Raw genomic sequence first — 16,240 nt, 5'->3', positions numbered from 1 at the left:
AAACACCTCAATTTACAACATTTTTAAATCTTCTATAACCAAAGCAGCTTCTTCCCATGTCTTTACGGCAGCTCCTGAAGCAAGTGGATGTCCTCCACCGCCATACTTTTTGGCTATTCCATTGATAACAGGACCTTTTGAACGAAGTCGAACTCGAATTTCTGAGGAGTCTTCTATAAAAAATACCCAACATTTCATACCCTTCACATCAGCTAAGGAACTTACTAGCAGAGACGCTTCTGATTGATCTACTTTATACTTTTGGAGAATTTCTTTCGTAAGTTTAACATGACCTACACCAGTTTCATCCATCTCAAAGTTTTCGTATACATAGCCTTTTAGCTGAAGGAGATTTCTTTCGACTTCATACATTCCATTATATAAAGCAGTACTATCAAAATCATATGTTAACAACTCTCCAGCAAAATCCATAGTCTGCTTGGTTGTACTTTGGAACATAAATCTACCTGTATCCCCTACAATTCCTGCAAATAATAAACGTGCAATGGAGGCATCCATTTTCCACTGTTTATATTCTTTTGCTTCTACGAACAACTCACAAATCATTTCACTAACCGAACTAGCATCTGTATTTACCCACAGTAAATCACCATAGGCATCATCGTTAGGATGATGATCTATTTTCATAAGAAAACTTCCAAGCTTATAACGAGCATCATCAATTCTTTCCGTATTTGCTGTATCTGTAACAATGATTAAAGCATTTTCAAAATCCTCATCAGAAACATTATCAGGATGGGCAAGGAAATTTAAAGTATTATCATGAGTGCCCGTTGCTAAGACTTTCTTTGTTGGATAATTTAATGAAATGAGCTCTTTTAAACCGATTTGCGAACCATAGGCATCTGGATCAGGTCTAACATGGCGATGCAAAATAATCTTGTCATACTTTTCTATTGTGTCTATGATTTGTCTTTTCATCTGAAATTACCTCTCTTGTTTGGTTTTACTATTCGCATTTTTATAAATTTCCCTTTACAATAGATAGAAGGTTAACTTTTTATTGGAGGTTCATTATGCTTAATATACTATTAGTAGCTGCAATAGTAGTTACATTTGTTTGGTATTTTTATTTTAAAACGAAACAATTCCGCACACCATTACCTATTCGTAAAAAATGGCTTGGTGCAAAGGCTTCTGTTTGTCTTGGAGCTTTTTTATTATTTTTTGGCATTAACTTTTTAATCATTTACCAATCTTCCGTAACATATATTGTTGCCGGTCTGTTTATCTTACTGGGAGGTTATTTTACGTATCACAATGTAAAAGTGGCCAAGCACTACGGGCAATTTGTAGAAGAAGAATTATCTATTAATCAATGATGCAGCTAAACTAGCTGCATCATTTTTTAAAAGATAAGAAAGTATAAAAATGTAGCGTGAACACTGAGTTTATGGAATGAAAAGAATGAATAATACAACTGATTTCCGTTTCAGGTGGACGCTTTCCGCGGGGCGAGCTGAAGACCCTGGACTGAGCATCGCGAGTGAAGCGGCTGAAGCCGTGCCCACGGAAAGCGTCTGCTCGAAGCGGAAACCAACGGTATATCTACGTTTTTGTTTTTAAAGGACCGGGCGTTTTTTTGCAAGGTTTGTCTTATCTCTCCAATAACTGATACGTTACCATTGCTTTTCCGACTAATAGTTTGTCATTAAAGATTTCAATATCCATCTTCGCTACTTTTCTACTCAATTCTAACACTCTGGCTTGAATGCGTAAGATACTTTCGAGCTGAATTGGCTTCGTATAGTAAATGGTCATATTCTCCACGACACTTTCTCCACGCTTACGAATCTTCAAGGTTTGTGCCCCGGTTTCAGTTACTAATATTGTAAAAGCACCATTGGACATAGCGCCATAATGATCTGTCATTTGTGGTGTAACAACAAATTCAAATATAAAATCTTCTGTAGAAATGATTTTTATTTGTTGCTTTACAATATCATCGATCGTTTCACCGTTTTGTGGTTGTCTAGCAGCAGCTTGCAATGCTTTCAATACATCTTGTCTACTAATGACACCCTCTAAATAATTTGTATCCCGCACTACAGGTAACAAATCTACGCCTTCCCAGATCATTCGATGACTTGCAGAAGATACACTTGTTTTCATCGTGACAGAAATCGGATTTTTCGTCATAACTTTTTCAATTGGTTCATTGTTCGATTTACCGATGACATCTCTCGCAGTAATAATTCCTACTAGTTTCTTCGATGCATCTACTACTGGGAAAACACCATGCGTCGTAACATCATTCAGTACTCGGTATTGTTTGACTTTATCTGTTGCATACAAATATGACGTCTCTTGTAGTGGAACATATATATCCTCGATTAATAACACATCTTTTTTAATAAGTTGGTCGTCAATGGCACGATTAATCATCGTAGCTACAGTAAATGTATCAAAACTAGTAGATATGACAGGAAGCTCTAGCTCGTCTGCTAACCTTTTTGTATTCTCTGTAACATCAAAACCACCTGTAACTAATACTGCAGCACCTGCTTGTAACGCAGTTTCATGAACCTTAAGTCGATTTCCCGCTATTAACAGATTACTCGGTTCTACATACCGCATCATGTCTTCAAGTTGCATTGCACCAATGACAAATTTGTTTAATGTTTTATGCAATCCTGTTTTTCCACCTAAAACCTGTCCATCTACAATGTTTACTACTTCTGCATAGGTTAAACGCTCGAAATGCTCTTTTTTCTTTAACTCGATTCGAATCGTTCCTACTCTTTCAATTGTACTAACTAGCCTTCTAGTTTCTGCCTCTTTAATCGCGCGATAGGCTGTCCCCTCACTGACAGTCAAATCTTTGGCTATTTGTCTAACAGATATTTTATCGCCAACTGGAAGTTTTTCAATGTATGCTAAAATTTGTTCATGTTTTGTTGTCATGTAGTCACATCCAAACGATTGTTATACGTTTATTGTACCACATAAGCATCATTTCCTAGTCACGAGTCCATTGAACAAACTCTCCTGCGTTTAACACTTGAACTTCTGCAGTCTTTACTAGACTTTTGAATATTTGCGGATCTTGTTTTATCGGAGGAAACGTATTATAGTGCACTGGTACTACAATTTGAGGTTTTAATAGTTGCACTGCATACGCAGCATCCTCTGGACCCATTGTAAAATTGTCCCCAATTGGAAGAAATGCAACATCAATATTATTACGTTCCCCTATTAGTTTCATATCTCCAAACAAAGCGGTATCACCTGCATGATAGATTGTTTTATCCTGTAACGTAAGAAGAACCCCTGCCGGCATTCCACCGTATATAATTTCTCCATTTTCTGTCGTATAAGAATTACTATGGAATGCTTGTGTGAATTTCACTCTTCCAAACTCAAAATCATAAGCCCCCCCTATACCCATTGCATGTACATTAATACCGAATGATTCGATATAGTTGGCAAGCTCGAATGTCGCAATCACCGTGGCATTATTTCGTTTTGCTAAGTCTACTGTATCCCCAAGATGATCATTATGACCATGCGTCAATAAAATAACATCTACTTTCTCTTCGGATGCGTTTAAATCGGTTTGTCCATTCCCTGTGATAAATGGGTCAATTAGGAATATGTGCGTATTTGTTTTTATTTTCACCACTGAATGTCCGTGATAGCTGATTTGCATAATGTATCCTCTCCTTTTGGGTAGTTATTTTAAAGTATTACTCTTACTTAGTTATTCATTCAACGTAGATGCCAGAAATCCTTTATTCTGATATGCTTATAGTATTAAATTTAAAAAGAGGTGCCCGTATGAATCAAACAGAAAAAATACAATCATATCTACAGGCTCATCAAATTGATGCAGCATTTATCACTACTCCAGACAACGTATTTTACTTTACAGGATTTAGAAGTAACCCACATGAACGCCTGTTAGGTGTAGCAATTTTCAAAGAAGCCTCTCCATTTATCATTTGTCCTCAAATGGAAATTCCAGATGCAAAAGCAACAGGATGGACAGGAGAAATAATCGGACATCAGGATACGGAAAACGCGTGGGATATCCTCGTACAAAAAATCACAGCAACAGCTGGTAATATCCAAAGCCTTGCCGTTGAGAAGTCGCATATGACAGTGGAAAGATTAGAAGCATTAGAAGAACGAATTTCTGCACTTCAAGTATCTAGAATCGACGAAACAATTAATGACCTTCGAGTTATTAAATCAGAAGAAGAATTAGTTAACATGCGCAAGGCAGCTGAGCTTGCAGACTATGCCATCGAAGTAGGTTGTAAGGAAATTGCAGAAGGTAAAACAGAGCTGGAAATTTTAAATGCAATTGAGTTAGCCGTAAAGGAAAAAGGGGCTGCACAGATGTCATTCGACACGATGGTTCTAAGTGGACCTAAAACAGCCTCACCTCACGGAACTCCAGGAGATCGTAAAATACAAAAAGGGGATTTTGTCCTGTTTGACTTAGGCGTAGTTTATAATGGCTATTGCTCAGATATTACTCGCACTGTAGCATTCGGAGAACCTACTCCAGACAAACGTGAAATATATGAGACGGTTCGCCGAGCAGAAGAAGCAGCGGTTGAAGCAGTTAAACCAGGCATTACTGCTATGGCACTTGATAAAATTGCAAGAGATGTCATTACAGAAGCTGGCTACGGTGATTATTTTACACATCGTTTAGGACATGGACTTGGAATTTCAGTTCATGAATTCCCATCGATTACGGGTGTAAATGATATGAAACTTGAAACAGGTATGGTGTTTACAATCGAGCCAGGTATTTATCACCCGGAAATTACAGGCGTTCGTATTGAAGATGATGTAGTTGTAACAGAAAATGGAGTAGAAGTTTTAACAAAATTCCCAAAAGAATTACAAATTTTATAATAGATTTAAAAAGCACTGTGGATGACCTGCAGTGCTTTTTTTAGTTTTCAAATGCCTTTACAAGCGGCCACATACGTACTTCGATCTTTTTCGAGTAATGTAAGATTGGTTCATCATTTTCTATAGCAACCCCCTGACTAGAGAGCATTGTGTTCACTTTTATTTCAGACTCTGCATGTTGAAGCAGCCATGGGTGATGCAATATGTCACATCGCAAAGGAATACCCTTTGAATTCAATGTATAAAGACAATATCGTTCGACTAACCATTCATCAAATGATCCCCGTTCAGCATAATATGGCTCTGAAATTGGACGATAATCAGCTATGAACTGTGCCTCCCCACACTTCCTTCTACTCTCATATCCAATCAAATCACCCTGCTTTTCGACCTTCATATCTGCATGAACATATGGTAGGTGATAAAATGTTCTAGCTACTTTTACTGCAAGAAGATTCGTTGCATCTAGACTAAAAAAGTATACCCCTGGTTTTCCATCAAGCGTTATATATGTTCTAACATTCAGCTCGGGAAATTTATCAGTGCCTGGTATAGGTGGTAATCCACGCAATCGAATATCAGTCATGTGAAACGGAACTACCCCGACCCAACACAAACCATCATAAGTATCCAAAGGTAACACTTCAGGAACTAGTTTGCGTAAAACATCGAATTTAACCGGAAAATGAGCAAATAGTAAATCATTCCAAGTTTGCTTCATTACCCATGGTAAGTTAGGTAAGGGCCATAATCTATGCCCATCATTCCAGTTCGCTTTTTTAGATTTTTGATAATCTGTCATGAAATACTTAGCTCCTATCCGATAAAATAAAATACAATAAACCCATATATGCCAACCGTTCTTATATTACCTTACCCGCTAATTTCTTATACTACAATATCAAGTATCCAACATAGGCAAAAACAAATCCGCCTACATATGTAATTAGAAAATACATCAGCCAAGTTTTGGGATACTTTTGCAAAGTATATAGTTCTTTATTCAATGTAGAAAAAGTTGTAATAGAACCTAGGAGCCCTGTGCCAATTAAAAGCAGATAAATTTCTCCTGCTTGACCACCGACCAACAGTCCAAGTAAAAAGGCTCCAACAAGATTTACTAAAAGGGTTCCACATGGAAATGCACCGCTTGTGCTTTTGTTCACCTTTTCGGAAACAATATATCGAATATTTGCACCTATAAATCCTGCAATACCTATTAAGAGGATACTCATTTAGTCACCTCATTTTTCCAACCAAAATTACTGATTATAATTCCACCCACAATACTAAGTGTAATATAAATTATTGCAAGAACAACTTGTTCATTCTCTATCATCGCTATCGTTTCTACGCTAAACGTGGAAAAGGTTGTAAAAGATCCTAAAAAACCTGTTCCAATGGCAGACTTCAGTTTATTAGAAAAAGGTAGAGTTCTGGAGGTTATAAAAGCCAATGCATAGCATCCAACCAAATTGACCAATAAAGTACCGAATGGAAAACCTGATTCAGATATCATAATAACACCTATTGAATATCTAGCAATTGCCCCTAAAGCACCTGCGATTCCTATGTACATATACACCATGAAGATCACCCCATTAACCAGAAATCACCCAAAGCATTATTGCCTTGAGTGATCTATTTTAAAATATTAGTTTAAAAGTGTCGTTACATCCACATAAGGTAGGTCTTGCGCCTCTGCAACTGCTTTAAAGGTAACATGTCCTGCTAAAGTGTTAAGTCCTTTTTGAAGAGAAAGATTATCTAGACATGCTTGCTTATATCCTTTATTGGCAATTTGTAACGCATACGGTATTGTCGCATTTATAAGCGCCATTGTAGAAGTTCTTGGAACTGCTCCAGGCATATTAGCAACAGCGTAATGTACTACTCCATGCTTTTCATACGTTGGGTTATCATGTGTTGTAATACGATCAGAAGTTTCGAAAATCCCACCTTGGTCGATTGCAATATCAATAACAACAGAACCAGAAGACATCGTTTTAATCATTTCCTCTGTTACTAGTTTCGGAGCTTTTGCACCTGGTATTAATACACATCCAATAACTAAATCTGCTTCTTTCACTGCTTCTGCAATATTATACGGACTAGAGATTAATGTTTGGATGCTTGAGCCAAAGATATCCTCTAATTGGCGAAGACGATCAGGGTTTAAATCGATAATCGTAACTTGTGCTCCCATCCCAATTGCAACTCGAGCAGCATTGGCACCAGCAATTCCTCCACCAATGATTGCAACTTTCGCACGTGGAACTCCAGGAACTCCTCCAAGTAATATTCCTTTACCCCCGTTAATTTGCTCTAAATACTGTGCACCAATTTGAGTTGCCATACGACCGGCAACTTCACTCATCGGAGACAATAATGGTAGTGTATTATTAGGCAATTGAACTGTTTCATAGGCAATTGCTGTAACTTTTTTATCCAGTAATACTTTTGTTAAATCTGCCTCAGGAGCTAGATGTAAATAAGTGAAAAGAATCGACTCTTCACGAATTAAGTCATATTCCGCATGAGTAGGTTCCTTTACTTTCATGACCATTTCTTGGTCCCATGCTTCTTTTGCAGTTGGTACAATTTTTGCTCCTGCAACAATGTAGTCTTCATCTGTAAAGCTTGACCCAAGTCCAGCTCCAGTTTCAATAAAAACCTCATGTTTATAATGCGTTAAACTTACTACCCCAGCTGGCGTCATTGCAACGCGATTCTCATTGTTTTTCGTTTCCTTTGGAATCCCTATACGCATTTTCGTATCCTCCTATGTAAACCATGTTGTTGTGAAGATGACGCATTATTTAATCGCATCATTTCATACAAATCCATTTTATCATTTATATATTTAAATTACTGCAATAATTTAATATTCTCATGTATGCGTTCACAAATAAGACTAAATAAAAATGAAGGGAAAGGAGGAATTATGTCTAACAATCTCGAATATTATATATATAACCAATAAGGAGGTTTTTAAAATGACATTAAAATACAATCAAATTTTAGTGGCTGTTGATGGTTCGAAAGAAGCCGAATATGCATTTAAAAAATCTGTATCTATTGCAGCACGTAACAATGCAACATTAAATCTAATAAACATTATCGATACTCGTTCATTTGCTGCAATCGAGGCGTATGACCGTTCGATTGCTGAAAGAGCTCAAACTTTCGCTGAAGAATTACTAGGTGGATATAAAAAAGAAGCACTAGCTGCTGGAGTACAAAATGTGAATGTAGTAGTAGACTACGGTTCACCAAAAACTATGATTTCTAAAGACATTGCTAAAAAAGTAGAAGCAGATCTAATCATCTGTGGTGCTACTGGTCTAAATGCAATGGAAAGATTCTTAATCGGCAGCGTATCCGAATATATCGTGCGTTCCGCTTCCTGTGATGTTCTTGTAGTTCGTACTGATGAAGTACTAGATGTATAATATCAAATGGTTGGCCGTGATTCTTCTCATGGCCAACCATTTTTTCTGTTATTAGATAGAATTGCCTAGTTTCTCAGATTCTAATCAGTGAGTGCTATAATGATTTACCATTTTATCTAGATATGCTCTCCTCTTACTTACTTCTTATAATCCTCTCACATATAATATCTGCAATCTCAAAGATTGACAAAGTCCCATCCACTATTATGTCAGAGTCTGGTTTAATTGTTTTTAACATCTCAAGATAGCCTCTTCTTCCACCCGAAACATAGTTATCCATATCGGATAAAATATTTTGGGTGGTATTACCGTGGAAATCTCGAGTTAACCGCCGCACTAGAGCAACGTCTAACGGGGTATCAATAAATACACTTAAATCAATGAATCTACTTATTAAAGAATGCTTATATGCAAAAGGATAATCTAATATTATAAAGTCCAACCGTTCAGAAAGTAGTATTTCCAATTCCTCTAAGAAAGGGGATAAATTCCACTCGTCATAGTTGGCACCATTATCCACCCAACTTATGATGTTCTCGGGTCCTTCCAAATCATAGGTATCAAAGAATAGCGCTTTAGAATTATGTAATTTTTCGTTTAGTTGTTTTACTATAGTTGTTTTCCCACCACCAGAAACGGCAGCTATAGAAATGACAAAAGGTTTCATATTATACTCCCTACCTGCGCTGAAATTTGCGTAATAAACTTACCATAATGGAAAGAGACGTTATTCTTTTTGAAATTTGAAAAGCTAAAAATCCCTAATATAAAACAAAACATAATTAAAATCCATGCTATTCCTGAAAATAATCCAAAGTGTAACAATCAAACAGTAGCCAGCACTTGTATTTCTATTTTTTACCCAGAAGAGTAATGTTATAAAACGGCAATCCCCATAATAATAGTGAAACCGACGTTTAGCATTCCTTTTACTTCTTGTTCTATCGGAAACAGAATTAGAATACCTCCTTTGTTTCTGCCCAAGTACTGAAGCTTTTTAAATTCACATTTAGACATCTGAGAGTGTTTCATATCTCTCTTAAATTTACCTCTATCCCTCTATTCTATAGTTACTTCCAAAAACCTTGCCTCTTCTTTAAAGTAAAAGAGGATGGGACAGAACCCCAAAACAGCATTTTTCTCTGTGAGAAAAATGCTGTTTTTTTGCTGTGCACAAAATTGATTTCCATTCCAGGGACCCTTTCCACGGGCGTGGCCTGAGCCTGTAGTCTCAGGCGTCACGCTATTCCCGTAGGAGTCGCCCCTCCATTCCAATCAATTTTATTAAATATCCATTATTTAGTAAAGGTTTCTCCTTATCCAATAAAAATTTCTACTTCTGTCCCAGCCCCACTTTTATATCCATTTTAAATATTCAGTCTTGGTCAAGCTATAGAACACCTTCACAGGTTCGCAATTCTCACCGTATCTCTAGCTATCATAATTTCTTCATTTGTCGGAATGACGATAACTTTTACTGGAGAATGAGGATAATTAATAAAAGTTTCTTTCCCGTTTATTTTATTTAAATCTGGATCCATGTACACTCCCATAAACTGGAGCCCTTTTAATACTTTTTCACGTATTACTTCACTATTCTCTCCAATACCCGCTGTGAAAATAATTGCATCTACGCCATTCATACGTGCTGCATAAGAACCCATGTATTTATGAATTCGATCGGCAAATACGTCTAGTGCCAGCTGCGCACGATCGTTTCCTTTGGCAGCTTCTCCAACAATATCTCTTAAATCACTAGAGAATCCTGAAACACCTAGCATTCCCGATTTTTTATTAAGAATATCTAGGATACCCTCTGCATCTTTGCCTGTTTTCTCCATCAAATAAGGGATTAAAGCAGGATCAATATTACCAGATCTTGTTCCCATTGTTACACCAGCTAGTGGCGTAAATCCCATGGATGTATCGATTGATTTACCATGATGAATAGCAGCAATACTTGCCCCATTGCCTAGGTGACAGGATATAAATCGAGTTGTCTCCAGCTGTCTATTTAATAGGACTGCAGCTCTTTGCGATACATACTTATGGGAAGTCCCGTGAAAACCATATTTTCTAATACCGTATTTTTCATAGTAGTCGTAAGGAATTGAGTATAGATAAGAGCTTTCTGGCATCGTTTGATGAAAAGCTGTATCAAAAACAGCTACAGCTGGGACATTTGGAAGCTCCTTTTTAAATACCTTTATACCAGTTATGTTTGCTGGATTATGGAGTGGAGCTAACTCAGATAATTCGTCGAGGCTCTTTAATACTTCCTCGTTTATTAAAACAGAATCACTGTAAACCTCACCTCCATGTACTACTCGATGCCCAACTCCTTGGATTTCATCTAACGAATGAATTACATTTTTTTCAATCAGCATATTTATCAATAGTTTTACTGCTTGTTCGTGATTGTCCACCTGTTCAATTATATTAATACGTTCTTCATTTGTCGTCATTGTAAAAATAGGATTACCTAGACCAATTCTTTCGATTAACCCTTTTGCAATTACCTGTTCGTCTACCATTTCAAAAACTTGGAATTTTAATGAAGAGCTTCCTGCATTTATCGCTAATATTATTGGCATAAAAAACGCTCCTTCGTTGAACTAGTACTTTAATTGTACCGTTCAAAGAAGGAGCAAGCAACTTACTTCATATTCTCTTCTTGCCAAATTTCGATCTTTTTCAAAAATAGTTCCATCGCTTCTTTGTTCATCATATTCGGAACCTTCGCTAATAGAACCTCTCTCGGTGCCTTCAAATTATCGCTTTTCTTTTGTAATATCAAGAGGCTTTTCTCTTGTCCCTTTGTTTTGAAAATGGAATTTGGAAATTGTATGACTGCTTGAATCCAACCATTTTCCTTGATGAATTCATGAAGTTTTGGTGCCTGCTTAGATTCAAATATAGTATCTGGTACTAAAAAGAATAGATAGCCACCTGGTTTTACATGCTTCATCGATTGTTCCATAAACAAATGGTGAGCATACGGCATTTCCTCTGTACTGTGTAAGAAGTATTCCTGTGAAGTTTCTGCATCTGGATAATATCCAACTGGTAGGTCGCTTACGACAATATCAACAGGATCGATTAAAAGAGGTTTTAATGCATCCTGTCTAAATAATTGAATGTCATGTGTAAGGAGTTCACCAGTTTGTGCAGCCAATTGGATTAACAGTTCATCAATTTCTACACCAAATGCATAGTTTTCCGATGGCAATGCATTCATAATAGTATACAATAAATTACCCGTTCCAAGTGCAGGGTCTAAAATAGATAGTTCTTTTTTGTTTTTTGTCAGTTCTTTTACAAAATAACTTACTAATAGTCCAATTGCATCTGGTGTCATTTGATGATTAACCTGAGCAGATTTCTTCATGCCTTTTAAAATGGCTAATTGAATAGCTTTGCGAATTTGTTCTTTATCTGCATCGATAATAGACGGTCTCTTTTTATCAGATAGCCAAAGTTCTAGTGCATAAACGACACCTTCTAAATATGTAGCAAAAGCCTCATTCTCGATAAAACTGCTTTCTTGATCAATAAATGTAAAGATTTGTTCAACATGTGTGTGCATAGTATCCCTCATAGTAAAACCCACTCTATAGCTTCAGAGTGGGCTTGCTTTTATTTTATAGATAAAAAGTATATCCTTTATACCCATTATATGTCTAGCTCCAACTCCTAGTCCTTCGAACGCTTCAAAAGTGCAAGGCAAAGTGCGCCTTTATTGCAATTCTTCCAGCGCTTTTCACGGCTAACATAGGCGTTTGGGCTTTCTTATTTTGTTAATGCTTTTACTGCTTCTAATGCTTTTTCATAGTTTGGATGATCTGTTCCTTCTCCAACATATTCAGCATAAGTTACAACATCGTTTTTATCTACTACAAATACAGAACGAGCTAATAAACGTAATTCTTGCATAAGTACTCCGTAAGACTCTCCGAATGATGCATCACGGTGATCAGATAAAGTTTGGATTGCATCAGCAGCATTAGCCCCACACCAACGTTTTTGAGCGAAAGGTAAATCCATTGAAACAGTTAAAATTGCTACATCATCACCTAAACTAGCAGCCTCTGAGTTAAATTTGTTAGTTTGTGTAGAACAAACTCCTGTATCTAGGGAAGGAACTACACTGATTAAACGAATTTTACCAGCTGAATCTTGTAGAGTAACGGGTGATAAATCATTTGCTAGCACTGTAAAGCTTGGTGCCTTTTCCCCAACAACCACTTCTTTACCAACTAATGTTACAGGATTATTTTTAAATGTTACTTGTGCCATAATATGTAGCCTCCTTTTTCATACCTTCATCTTACTAGAATACGTTCGGCTCATGCAACTCTTTTGCAACAGCATTTTCATATGTTACTTTCTCTTTCAAATCATACACTGCTTCATGTACGACTAATGTATCAGCTATAAAATCATGTACACCTTGCTTTTTAGGTGTGAAAGCTACGACTAAATAAGGAATATTCAATGGAATTATAGATATTAATCGACCAATCCACTCTCTAAATATAACAGTACTCCATTTTAGTTTTTCACCGTCTTTCGATATTACACGAATGCCAAATATCATCTTTCCAACCGTCTGGCTGCATAGTTTTGTCATCAACACAAAATACGCATAGAAGATAACTGCTGTGATTACTGTAAAGGGTGCATACCATTCGGGACTATTTAACTCGAATGAAAACAAACGAAATATAGGTTTGATCAATAACATTCCTATAGATGCTAAAACGAGAATATCTACTGTATATGCCCAAAAACGAATCCAAAAGCCTGCAGCCTTCTGTCCATATTGTGCAGTACGATGAACAATTACTTGCTGGGTTGCAGAGGTGTTCGCTTGCACATGCTGCTCTTCTGATTGTACAAATTCACTCATCTTAAACCCTCCTTATTCATTCCCATATAAATACATCATTTTTGGCGAACTATTTTCTGTGATTAACTGTCCAATAAGCTTGGATTCAATGTCTAAACCTAAGAATGATTGGGCTTTCATCGCAAATAACGAAGCAAAGCTTTGTGAGTAACCATATTCAAATACTTCTGCATTCTCCAGGTTATAGTCTGTTTTTATAGCTTGAACGACATCCTCTAAAAATCCATAGTCATCAGCTAATCCAGCTTCGATTGCCTGACGACCATTTAATATTCGACCATCTGCAACTTTCTTAACTTCTGCTTCCGTCATGTTTCTACCTTTTTCGATAATATCAACGAAGTCCTCATACGAGTCGTTTAACATTTCTTGAAGCATTGCCCTTTCTGCCTCTGTCATTTCTCTTGTAGGACTCATAATATCTTTGTATGGTCCTGATTTAATTGTTACAAATTCCACGCCATATTTTTCTGCTAATTTACCATAGTTAACACTTTGCATGATTACACCAATTGACCCTGTCATCGTTTCTTTATTTACAAATATTTTATCTGCAGGAGCCGAAATGTAATAACCGCCCGATGCAGCCATACTTCCCATCGAAACATATATTGGCTTTTCAGTTTCTTCCTGAAGTTCAATAATTTCTTTATAAATTTGTGCAGATTCGACAACTCCACCACCAGGTGAATTTACTTGTAACACAATTGCTTTAACCGAATCATCCACTTTCACTTGCTCTAATTGCTGTAGGAAATATTGATGGTTATATCCTTCTGCTGCAAAAAGTGAGCTTGCACTTCCTGTATCTTGTATTGTCCCATCTACTGTAAGTAATGCAATTCGTTCGTTTGTACTTCCTTCTTCTACAACGGTTTCAAAGAATTCTGAGCTAGAAGCAGATGCAAATTCATCCAAATACGATGTCCAATCTGTTGAAAATGCTGTTGAAACGGTATTGACGAAAATCGAAATAAGTAATAATAATGATGCTCCTAAAATAGCAAACCAGCGTTTCATATTCATATGTACAATTCCTCCTTTAATACTTCTCTTTACATACGTAAAAAATATCTAAATGTTTCACGAAATGGTAAAATAAATATATACAACAGTAAAGGAGAATGTTTATGGCCTCCAAAAACGCAATATATTTATATACTAAGAATGACACAAAATCTTTGCAAAGAAAAGACAGAATCGCCGAAGCAATACATAGTCATGGTTTTAAGGTTGTTGAAGACTCCAGGCTTGCATCCATAATCGTCAGCATTGGTACGGATGGATCCTTTTTACAAGCAGTTCGTAAAACTGGATTTAGACAGGATTGTTTGTATGCTGGTATTTCCACAACGGATACACTCAGTATGTACTGTGATTTTTTAGCAGATGATATAGATGCTATGGCTGAGGCAGTTCTTACGAAGAATATACAAGTTCGGAAATATCCATTGCTAGAAGTTTCGGTAAATAATCACCCGAAGTTTTTATGTCTAAATGAATTTACAATTCGCTCGAATATTATTAAAGCATTTGTATTAGATATCATAATCGATCAGAAGCATTTTGAGTCCTTCCGAGGCGACGGCATGGTAATTTCTACTCCAACAGGTAGCTCAGGTTATAACAAATCACTGAATGGTGCGGTGGTTGACCCTCTGCTTCCATGTATTCAAGTTGCAGAAATAGCATCTGTAAATAGCAATGAATATAGAACTTTAGGTTCATCCTTTATATTAAGTGGTCAGAGAACACTAGAGCTTCGCTTGCATAAGGACTGGAATGATTACCCTTCGATGAGCACAGATAACGAAGCACTTAGCATCCAGCATGTAGAGAATGTATCTATTTGTTTAAGTGATAAAATCATCAAGACCGTTAAAATGAAGAATAATAGTTATTGGGAAAAAGTGAAAAGATCGTTTTTATAATTCAAAACAGATAGCTTCGTTTTGCAACGGAACTATCTGTTTTTTTCTTATCTGCCCAGTTCCAGCGTCTAGCCCCTTTAGTCGCTTCAGGATTTCAGCGATTGTCTGACTTACATAGGCGCTTGAGCTTTTCTTACTTCCATTATTTTAGAAACTGTAAATAATATCAGTGCAAGCCAGATACATGAAAATGATAGAAATTCTATCTTACTAAATGCCTCATCGTATAACAAGATCCCTACTAGCAGCATTATCGTAGGTGCTATGTACTGAAAAAATCCTGACATATATAGCGGCATTGTTTTCGTTCCCTTAGCAAATAATATTAATGGCACAGCAGTTGCAACACCTGTGAATATTAGGAGGATGACAGTAGGTGCATTCGACGTAAAAAATGCTGCTTTATCGGAAACTACTAGGTAGACAAAATAGACTAACGCAACAGGTAAAACAAAAAAGGTTTCAATCGTTAATCCTCGTAACGCATCGATTTTGATACTTTTCTTGATGAGACCATATAAGGCAAATGTGATAGCGAGCGTAAATGCTATCCACGGAATTCCACCGTAAGAAACAGTTAAAATAATCACACCAACAGCTGCAAGTAGCACAGAGAGTTGTTGCGCTCTTGATAATCTTTCTTTTAAGAACACAATTCCTAGTAATATGGAAAGTAGCGGATTTATATAATACCCTAAGCTTGTCTGTACGATAAAACCAGCATTCACTGCATATATGTATGTAAACCAATTTCCTGTTATTAGATAGGAAGCTACAAAAAGCCCCCAGAAAGATTTTTTGTTTGCCCATAAATCCTTCAGATCAATTTTAAGCTGTTTAAAATTTCTACCTACAATTACTAGCATCAGTGTAAATATAAATGACCAAATTACCCTCCCTGAAAGTATTTCATCACTTGATACATGCTCTAATAATTTCCAATATATTGGCATGAATCCCCATAAAACGTATGCCAGTACTACAAATATGATTCCTTGTTTTTCTTCCGATCCCAATTATGACACCTCTTTTACTTTGTAACTCGAAATATTAAACTA

General features: G+C 36.6%; 19 protein-coding genes. 4 read left to right on the top strand and 15 right to left on the bottom strand.

Features of this window, described 5'->3' with window-relative positions; all coding sequences use genetic code 11:
• Positions 1 to 12 precede the first annotated feature (12 nt).
• Positions 13 to 942, bottom strand: a complete 930-nt coding sequence (locus MKY37_RS18155; protein ID WP_340779141.1) for a DHH family phosphoesterase — start codon at positions 940 to 942, stop codon at positions 13 to 15.
• A gap of 95 nt (positions 943 to 1,037) precedes the next feature.
• Here MKY37_RS18155 and MKY37_RS18150 point away from each other — a divergent pair, with 95 nt between their 5' ends.
• Positions 1,038 to 1,343 carry a YtpI family protein gene (locus MKY37_RS18150; RefSeq protein WP_340779139.1) on the top strand — a complete coding sequence of 102 codons (306 nt, stop codon included), beginning with the start codon at positions 1,038 to 1,040 and terminating at the stop codon, positions 1,341 to 1,343.
• 274 nt (positions 1,344 to 1,617) lie between these two features.
• On the opposite strand, the gene MKY37_RS18145 is transcribed toward MKY37_RS18150, so the two are convergent.
• Both MKY37_RS18145 and MKY37_RS18140 read right to left on the bottom strand, forming a co-directional pair.
• Complete coding sequence (locus MKY37_RS18145) at positions 1,618 to 2,925, bottom strand: DRTGG domain-containing protein (protein WP_340779138.1); 1,308 nt, start codon at positions 2,923 to 2,925, stop codon at positions 1,618 to 1,620.
• Between the two features lie 55 nt (positions 2,926 to 2,980).
• Positions 2,981 to 3,670: a metal-dependent hydrolase gene (locus tag MKY37_RS18140; protein WP_340779137.1), complete on the bottom strand. Its 690-nt coding sequence runs from the start codon at positions 3,668 to 3,670 to the stop codon at positions 2,981 to 2,983.
• A 128-nt stretch (positions 3,671 to 3,798) separates the two neighbouring features.
• Between MKY37_RS18140 and MKY37_RS18135 the strand changes: the two genes are divergently transcribed.
• Complete coding sequence (locus MKY37_RS18135; RefSeq protein WP_340779136.1) at positions 3,799 to 4,890, top strand: M24 family metallopeptidase; 1,092 nt, start codon at positions 3,799 to 3,801, stop codon at positions 4,888 to 4,890.
• A gap of 40 nt (positions 4,891 to 4,930) precedes the next feature.
• Here MKY37_RS18135 and MKY37_RS18130 read toward each other — a convergent pair whose 3' ends face one another.
• The 4 genes from MKY37_RS18130 to ald all read right to left on the bottom strand — a co-directional run bounded on the left by MKY37_RS18130 (position 4,931) and on the right by ald (position 7,660).
• Entirely contained in the window at positions 4,931 to 5,692 is a 762-nt protein-coding gene (locus MKY37_RS18130; RefSeq protein WP_445323055.1) for a YqjF family protein, read from the bottom strand.
• A 91-nt stretch (positions 5,693 to 5,783) separates the two neighbouring features.
• Positions 5,784 to 6,125 (bottom strand): fluoride efflux transporter FluC, encoded by a 342-nt coding sequence (locus MKY37_RS18125; protein ID WP_340779134.1) that lies wholly within the window; start codon positions 6,123 to 6,125, stop codon positions 5,784 to 5,786.
• Positions 6,122 to 6,478 carry a fluoride efflux transporter CrcB gene (gene crcB / locus MKY37_RS18120; protein ID WP_340779133.1) on the bottom strand — a complete coding sequence of 119 codons (357 nt, stop codon included), beginning with the start codon at positions 6,476 to 6,478 and terminating at the stop codon, positions 6,122 to 6,124. The genes MKY37_RS18125 and crcB overlap by 4 nt, the downstream gene beginning before the upstream one ends.
• Positions 6,479 to 6,544: 66 nt before the next feature.
• The gene (gene ald / locus MKY37_RS18115; protein ID WP_340779130.1) at positions 6,545 to 7,660 is read right to left on the bottom strand and encodes an alanine dehydrogenase; all 1,116 of its coding nucleotides are present in this window, start codon (positions 7,658 to 7,660) and stop codon (positions 6,545 to 6,547) included.
• Positions 7,661 to 7,886: 226 nt separating this feature from the next.
• On the opposite strand from ald, the gene MKY37_RS18110 reads away from it, so the two are divergent.
• A complete protein-coding gene (locus MKY37_RS18110) occupies positions 7,887 to 8,342 on the top strand; it encodes a universal stress protein (RefSeq protein WP_340779128.1) in 456 nt (151 codons plus the stop codon).
• Positions 8,343 to 8,475: 133 nt separating this feature from the next.
• On the opposite strand, the gene MKY37_RS18105 is transcribed toward MKY37_RS18110, so the two are convergent.
• The 7 genes from MKY37_RS18105 to sppA all read right to left on the bottom strand — a co-directional run bounded on the left by MKY37_RS18105 (position 8,476) and on the right by sppA (position 14,277).
• Positions 8,476 to 9,009, bottom strand: coding sequence for a hypothetical protein (locus tag MKY37_RS18105; RefSeq protein ID WP_340779127.1), 534 nt, complete (start codon positions 9,007 to 9,009; stop codon positions 8,476 to 8,478).
• Positions 9,010 to 9,218: 209 nt separating this feature from the next.
• Positions 9,219 to 9,359 (bottom strand): hypothetical protein, encoded by a 141-nt coding sequence (locus tag MKY37_RS18100; protein ID WP_340779125.1) that lies wholly within the window; start codon positions 9,357 to 9,359, stop codon positions 9,219 to 9,221.
• 386 nt (positions 9,360 to 9,745) lie between these two features.
• On the bottom strand, positions 9,746 to 10,936 hold the full coding sequence (locus MKY37_RS18095) for an acetate/propionate family kinase (protein ID WP_340779123.1): 1,191 nt from the start codon (positions 10,934 to 10,936) through the stop codon (positions 9,746 to 9,748).
• A gap of 62 nt (positions 10,937 to 10,998) precedes the next feature.
• Positions 10,999 to 11,928 carry a class I SAM-dependent methyltransferase gene (locus MKY37_RS18090; RefSeq protein ID WP_340779121.1) on the bottom strand — a complete coding sequence of 310 codons (930 nt, stop codon included), beginning with the start codon at positions 11,926 to 11,928 and terminating at the stop codon, positions 10,999 to 11,001.
• A gap of 203 nt (positions 11,929 to 12,131) precedes the next feature.
• Positions 12,132 to 12,638 (bottom strand): thiol peroxidase, encoded by a 507-nt coding sequence (gene tpx, locus MKY37_RS18085; protein WP_340779119.1) that lies wholly within the window; start codon positions 12,636 to 12,638, stop codon positions 12,132 to 12,134.
• 34 nt (positions 12,639 to 12,672) lie between these two features.
• A complete protein-coding gene (locus MKY37_RS18080; RefSeq protein ID WP_340779118.1) occupies positions 12,673 to 13,251 on the bottom strand; it encodes an RDD family protein in 579 nt (192 codons plus the stop codon).
• Positions 13,252 to 13,263: 12 nt separating this feature from the next.
• A complete protein-coding gene (gene sppA / locus MKY37_RS18075) occupies positions 13,264 to 14,277 on the bottom strand; it encodes a signal peptide peptidase SppA (protein ID WP_340779117.1) in 1,014 nt (337 codons plus the stop codon).
• Between the two features lie 104 nt (positions 14,278 to 14,381).
• Between sppA and MKY37_RS18070 the strand changes: the two genes are divergently transcribed.
• Positions 14,382 to 15,182, top strand: coding sequence for an NAD kinase (locus tag MKY37_RS18070; protein ID WP_340779116.1), 801 nt, complete (start codon positions 14,382 to 14,384; stop codon positions 15,180 to 15,182).
• Between the two features lie 110 nt (positions 15,183 to 15,292).
• On the opposite strand, the gene rarD is transcribed toward MKY37_RS18070, so the two are convergent.
• Entirely contained in the window at positions 15,293 to 16,198 is a 906-nt protein-coding gene (gene rarD / locus MKY37_RS18065; RefSeq protein ID WP_340779114.1) for an EamA family transporter RarD, read from the bottom strand.
• Positions 16,199 to 16,240: the final 42 nt, after the last annotated feature.

The organism is Psychrobacillus sp. FSL K6-2836 (assembly GCF_038003085.1).
Taxonomy (GTDB): Bacteria; Bacillota; Bacilli; order Bacillales_A; family Planococcaceae; genus Psychrobacillus.
This window is presented reverse-complemented; position numbering and strand designations above follow the sequence as displayed.